General features: G+C 69.3%; 4 protein-coding genes. All 4 read left to right on the top strand.

Going from position 1 to position 6,079, the window contains the following annotated elements:
* Nucleotides 1-164: 164 nt before the first annotated feature.
* The 4 genes from ABT025_RS39160 (at nt 165) to ABT025_RS39145 (ending at nt 5,996) form a co-directional block, all read left to right on the top strand.
* The gene (locus ABT025_RS39160) at nt 165-929 is read left to right on the top strand and encodes an NUDIX hydrolase (protein WP_351003582.1); all 765 of its coding nucleotides are present in this window, start codon (nt 165-167) and stop codon (nt 927-929) included.
* A 261-nt stretch (nt 930-1,190) separates the two neighbouring features.
* Nucleotides 1,191-3,089 (top strand): ATP-binding cassette domain-containing protein, encoded by a 1,899-nt coding sequence (locus ABT025_RS39155; protein ID WP_351003580.1) that lies wholly within the window; start codon nt 1,191-1,193, stop codon nt 3,087-3,089.
* Nucleotides 3,090-3,270: 181 nt separating this feature from the next.
* Complete coding sequence (locus tag ABT025_RS39150) at nt 3,271-4,131, top strand: FadR/GntR family transcriptional regulator (RefSeq protein ID WP_351003583.1); 861 nt, start codon at nt 3,271-3,273, stop codon at nt 4,129-4,131.
* Nucleotides 4,132-4,454: 323 nt separating this feature from the next.
* Nucleotides 4,455-5,996, top strand: a complete 1,542-nt coding sequence (locus ABT025_RS39145) for an RNA polymerase sigma factor (protein WP_351003579.1) — start codon at nt 4,455-4,457, stop codon at nt 5,994-5,996.
* Nucleotides 5,997-6,079 lie beyond the last annotated feature (83 nt).

Raw genomic sequence — 6,079 nt, 5'->3', positions numbered from 1 at the left:
AAACCTCCATCTGACGGTTCATCGGGGTGTGGCTCTTCACACACCGGTCCGTGTCGGGAACCACGGATCCCGGCACCGCACCGTCGGTCCAGCCGGGTGCAGTGACCGACGACGAGCATCACGAAGGGAGTGTTTATCGTCAGGCAGACGACTATGATCACGGCATGCCGCCCTACGACCCGTCGACCTTCCCGCCCTTCGCTGTCACCGTCGACCTGGTCGTGCTCACGGTGCGCCGTCACGCGCTCTGCGCCCTGGTGGTACGCCGAGGCGAGACGCCTTTCCAGGGCAGATGGGCACTGCCGGGCGGTTTCGTCAGGGCCGATGAGGATCTCGGTGCCGCGGCGGCGCGCGAACTCGTCGAGGAGACCGGGCTGTGTGCGCACGATCCGGCTGCCCCCGCGGTCGGCAACGGAGCTCATCTCGAACAGCTCGCCACATACGGGGACCCCGCCCGCGATCCTCGTATGAGGGTCGTCAGTGTCGCCCATCTCGCGCTGGCCCCTGATCTGCCCGCCCCGCGGGCGGGCGGTGATGCGAACAGCGCGCGCTGGGCACCCGTCGAGGATCTGCTCGGGCCGGAGGGGGGCTACGGACGGGACGGCGAGCGTCAGGCGCCCCTGGCCTTCGACCACGCCCGGATCCTGGCCGACGGCGTGGAGCGGGCCCGTTCCAAGATCGAGTACTCCTCGCTGGCCACCGCGTTCTGCCCGCCCGCCTTCACCGTCGGCGAGCTGCGCCGGGTGTACGAGGCCGTGTGGGGCGTGGTGCTCGATCCGAGGAACTTCCACCGCAAGGTGACGGGTACGCCGGGCTTCCTGGTGCCCGCCGGTGGCACGACCACCAGGCAGGGGGGCCGTCCCGCCCAGCTGTTCCGGTCGGGTTCGGCCACCGTGCTGAATCCGCCGATGCTGCGGCCTGAGGTCTGACCCTTGATGTCCGCCCCTTGAGGCCTGGCGCCCGAGGGGTGACCTTGGCGTGGTTCCCACCGGATCGCCGGATCACCGGATTGCGGGATTGCGGGCCGTGGAACCGTGCGGTCGCCGGGGCGAGGCCGCGCGGTTCACCCGGACCGTACGGGACCGCCGGAACGCCGTGAACTCAGCGGTGCGCAAAAAGTCTGATATGTCGGGTTATCTTGCTGCAGTACCTTCTGTCGTCGAGCGACCTCACCTCCTGCGAGAGAAGCGATGCTCCAGGCCATCGGACTCACCAGCGCCCGCCGCCGCGGACTTCCGCCCGCCGTGGACGACCTCACGTTCGAAGCGGGATCCGGCTGTGTCACCGCACTGCTGGGCCCGCCCCGTTCCGGCAAGACCTCGGCCCTGCGGCTGATGCTCGAAATCGAGCCGGGACGCGGGATCACCTACTTCCGGGGCAGACCGCTGCATCGCGTGGCCCACCCGGCCCGGGAAGTGGGTGTGCTGCTCGGGAGCGTGCCGGGGCACCCCGCCCGCACCGCCCGGGGACAGCTCCGCATGCTCTGCGCCGCTGCCGGAGTGCCCGCGTCCCGGGCCGATGCCCTGCTCGACGCCGTCGGTCTCGCCGAGCTGGGGGATCAGCGCATCGGCATGCTCTCCCCAGGTATGGACCGCAGACTGGCACTCGCCTCCGCACTGCTCGGCGACCCGCACGCGCTGATCCTCGACGAGCCCGTGGAAGGGCTCACCGCACGGGAGGCCGACTGGCTGCACGGGATGCTCAGGGCCCATGCGGACCGGGGCGGCACGGTGCTGTACACCACACAGGATCCCAAGGAGGCCGCTCGGTCGGCCGGCCACGTGGTGACCATCGACGCCGGACGTCTTGTCGCCGATCAGGCCGTCTCGGACTTCTCCCGTACCCGTCTGCGGCCCCGCGTCGCGGTCCGTTCCCCGCACGCCGCCCGCCTTGCCGCGATCGTCACCCGCGAGGCGCGGGCTGCCCGGCGCTCCGTCGAAGTGGTCACCGAGGCGAGCAGCAGCCGCCTCTCCGTCTACGGCAGCACCTGCGCGGAGATCGGGGACGCGGCATTCCGCCACGGGCTTCCCGTTCACCAGCTCGCCGACGAGGTCGGTGACACCGGACCGGGCGATGCCGGGCCGGGCGACACAGGGCCGGGCCTCGGCGACGGCCCCGGCCTCGGCGACGGCCCCGTTGGCGCCGACGCCACATCCCGGCCCCTTCGTGACGGTCCGGGCGCCGCCGTGAGAGCCGACGCCGCCCTCGTCGTCACCCCCGTCGTCACTGCCGACGTTCCCGAGCCCGACGCGCGCCCTGCCGCGAATGCGGCCGCGGCGGCGACGCACCTGCCGCCGCCGATCAGGCGCCGACCGGCTCGTGGCCCGCTCCGCCCGGTCCGATATGAACTGCGCCGCCTCTTCGGCGTCAGGACCACGACGCTGATCGTCGGCGTCGCTCTCGTCGCCTCGGTGGCGCTGTCCGTCCTGCTCGCCCGCAACGGCCGTACCCCGCTGCCGAACGTACTGGCCGCCTGGCCTCCGTTGCTGCCGCTGCCCCCCGCCGCGCTGGGTGCCGGGCTGCTCGGCGCCCTCTCCTTCGGCGACGAGTTCCGCTACCCCGCCCTTGCCGCCGGCCGTGGAACCGTTCCCCGCCGGCTCGGTCTGCTTCTCGCCAAACTGGCGGTGTCGGCGGGCGTCGCGCTGTTGCTGGCGCTGTTTGCCGTGCTGGCCTCGGCCGAATCTCTCCGCCTCGTGTACGGCGGGGACTTGGTCCGTGTCCCCTCGAATGTGGTCCCACTGGCCTTGAGTTGGTCGGGTCTGACAGTCGGATGCGCCTGGGCCGGGTTGCTGGCTGCCGGGATCTTCCGCGTGACGGCGGCCGGCGTCGCGGCGGTACTTGCCGTTCCCGTGCTGATGGTTCCGCTCATCCAGGCGATGCCGAAGGTGCCGACCGCCCGTTCGATGAGCGGACTTCCGGGCCGGCTCGGGGAACTGTCGTGGCTGCGGTGGCCGCACGAGGTGGACCGGTGGCTGCTGGCCGTGGTGAGGGTCGTGGCACACCCCGTGGGAACCGCGCTGACCCTGTCGTTGTCGGTCCTTGTCTGCGCGTATCTGTTCATGAGCCTCCGCAGCAGAGCGCGTTGGTGATCACCGAGGAGATTCAAGGAGCACCGGGAAGCGCAACTCCATTGAGAATGCCCGTTTTATACCAATAAGGCGTCAATTGTGAGGCGGGTGCCGATCACCCTTTCGTGTGCTTTTCACCAAAGACCTCAAGGGGCGGCTGAGTCGCGCCGACAAAGGATGCGTGAGTACCCTTGCGCACACCATGATGACCGCCGCCCGCACCGCCGACGCAGGCATCGCCGGCCCGGGCGAACTCGACCGTTACACCTATGCGGAGGCGCCGGCCGGCGAACGTGCCGCCGTCCGGCCCTGGGACGGCCCTGATACCGAGCTCGGCCGTATGAGCCGACGGGGATCGGCCAGCCGGGGCCGCGGCCTGCACGGCCAACTTGTTCAGCAGCTGGGTCAGATGATCGTTTCCGGTGACCTCGGTGCCGACCGACCCCTGGTTCCGGAGGAGATCGGTCAGCGATTCGAGGTCTCCCGCACCGTTGTCCGGGAGTCGCTGCGCGTGCTGGAGGCCAAGGGCCTGGTCAGTGCCCGGCCCAATGTGGGCACCCGGGTCCGGCCGGTCAGTGACTGGAATCTGCTCGATCCCGACATCATCGAATGGCGCGCGTTCGGCCCGCAGCGCGACGACCAGCGTCGTGAGCTGGGCGAGCTCCGATGGACGATCGAACCTCTGGCCGCCCGGCTGGCCGCCGGTCACGGGCGTGAGGATCTTCAGCAGCGGCTCGGGGACATGGTCGAGATCATGGGGCACGCCCTGGGGCAGGGCGACGCGATCACCTGTGCGCGCGCCGACGCGGAATTCCACTCCCTGCTCATCCAGGCCGCGGGCAACCGCATGCTGGAGCACCTTTCCGGCATCGTTTCCGCCGCTCTTCAGGTCTCGGGCGGTCCGGTCACCGGCTGTGACCGGCCCAATGAGGCGTCTCTCGGCCACCACGCGCGCATCGTCGAAGCCTTGGCGACAGGTGACTCCGCGGGTGCCGAGGCGGCCATGCGGCAGCTGCTCGTTGTCCACCCTGATCGAGTGGTGCCGGCGCCGCGCGAGCACTGACTGCGGCGCGGTCAGGGTGTACGAACCATGTGTCGTCGGGCCCCTGCGGTCCGGCGGCACAATTGTGGAGGGATGTCACCCCTGGTCTGGTTCGTCGTAAATGAGGTGTGACTCGGGCCACGCGGATTGGGCGTAACACTCCTCGAAACAGCGCGATGACTTAAGAGGTGACCGCCGCGGAAGGAATACAGCAGCCATTGAGGGCGCTGTGCAGTTCTGAGGCCTAGCCCGCGCCGTCGGTACATACCCAGCCCGACGGTCGTCGGTTCCAGCCCTCTCAGGGCCGGGCCGGAAGCCGTTTCCATCGTTCCGAGAGGTTGTTCGTGTCGGCCAGCACATCCCGTACGCTCCCGCCGGAGATCGCCGAGTCCGAATCTGTCATGGCGCTCATCGAGCGGGGAAAGGCTGATGGGCAGATCGCCGGCGATGACGTGCGTCGGGCCTTCGAGGCTGACCAGATTCCGCCAACCCAGTGGAAGAACGTTCTGCGCAGCCTCAACCAGATCCTCGAGGAAGAGGGTGTGACGCTGATGGTCAGTGCCGCGGAGCCGTCCAAGCGCGCCCGCAAGAGCGTCGCAGCGAAGAGCCCGGTCAAGCGCACCGCCACCAAGACCGTCGCGGCCAAGACGACCGTGACACGGACCGTCGCGGCCACTGCCGCCCCGTCGGCCGAGACCGTGGACGCGGTGGCCGATGACGCTGCCGCGCCTGCGAAGAAGGCGGCAGCCAAGAAGACGGCTGCCAAGAAGACCGCCGTGAAGAAGACGGCGGCGAAGAAGACCGCGTCGAAGAAGGCCGGCAAGCAGGACGACGAGATCCTCGACGGCGACGACGCCGCAGAGGAAGTCAAGGCCGGCAAGGGTGAGGAAGAGGAGGGCGAGGGCGAGAACAAGGGCTTCGTCCTTTCCGATGACGACGAGGACGACGCACCTGCGCAGCAGGTCGCCGTCGCCGGCGCCACGGCCGACCCGGTCAAGGACTACCTGAAGCAGATCGGCAAGGTCCCGCTCCTCAACGCCGAGCAGGAGGTCGAGCTCGCCAAGCGCATCGAGGCGGGTCTGTTCGCCGAGGACAAGCTGGCGAATTCCGACAAGCTCGCCCCCAAGCTCAAGCGCGAGCTGGAGATCATCGCCGAGGACGGGCGCCGCGCCAAGAACCACCTGCTGGAGGCCAACCTCCGTCTCGTGGTCTCGCTGGCCAAGCGTTACACCGGCCGCGGCATGCTCTTCCTGGACCTGATCCAGGAGGGCAACCTCGGTCTGATCCGAGCCGTCGAGAAGTTCGACTACACCAAGGGCTACAAGTTCTCCACGTACGCCACCTGGTGGATCCGTCAGGCGATCACGCGCGCCATGGCCGACCAGGCCCGCACCATCCGTATCCCGGTGCACATGGTCGAGGTCATCAACAAGCTCGCGCGCGTGCAGCGTCAGATGCTCCAGGACCTGGGCCGTGAGCCCACCCCGGAGGAGCTGGCCAAGGAACTCGACATGACCCCCGAGAAGGTCATCGAGGTCCAGAAGTACGGCCGCGAGCCGATCTCCCTCCACACCCCGCTGGGTGAGGACGGGGACAGCGAGTTCGGTGACCTGATCGAGGACTCCGAGGCGGTCGTTCCGGCCGACGCGGTGAGCTTCACGCTCCTCCAGGAGCAGCTGCACTCGGTGCTCGACACTCTGTCCGAGCGTGAGGCGGGCGTGGTCTCCATGCGCTTCGGTCTCACCGACGGACAGCCGAAGACGCTGGACGAGATCGGCAAGGTCTATGGCGTGACGCGTGAGCGCATCCGTCAGATCGAGTCCAAGACGATGTCCAAGCTGCGCCACCCGTCGCGTTCGCAGGTGCTGCGCGACTATCTCGACTAGGTCGCGAAGGCACGTCGGCCGGGGGGGCCGGAGGCCGGGGGGAGAGGGGCCGGCGGTGGGTTGGGGGGGGGGGCGGGGGGCGC

The organism is Streptomyces sp. NPDC002809 (genome assembly GCF_040295435.1).
Taxonomy (GTDB): domain Bacteria; phylum Actinomycetota; class Actinomycetes; order Streptomycetales; family Streptomycetaceae; genus Streptomyces.
Note: the sequence above shows the minus strand (reverse complement) of the source record. Positions and strands in the feature narration are given on the sequence as shown.

What these genes read in the sequence shown, in the direction of transcription:
- ABT025_RS39150 (WP_351003583.1), top strand. Translation starts at nt 3,271, where the DNA reads ATGATGACCGCCGCCCGCACCGCCGACGCAGGCATCGCCGGCCCGGGC.
- ABT025_RS39160 (WP_351003582.1), top strand. Translation starts at nt 165, where the DNA reads ATGCCGCCCTACGACCCGTCGACCTTCCCGCCCTTCGCTGTCACCGTC.
- ABT025_RS39155 (WP_351003580.1), top strand. Translation starts at nt 1,191, where the DNA reads ATGCTCCAGGCCATCGGACTCACCAGCGCCCGCCGCCGCGGACTTCCG.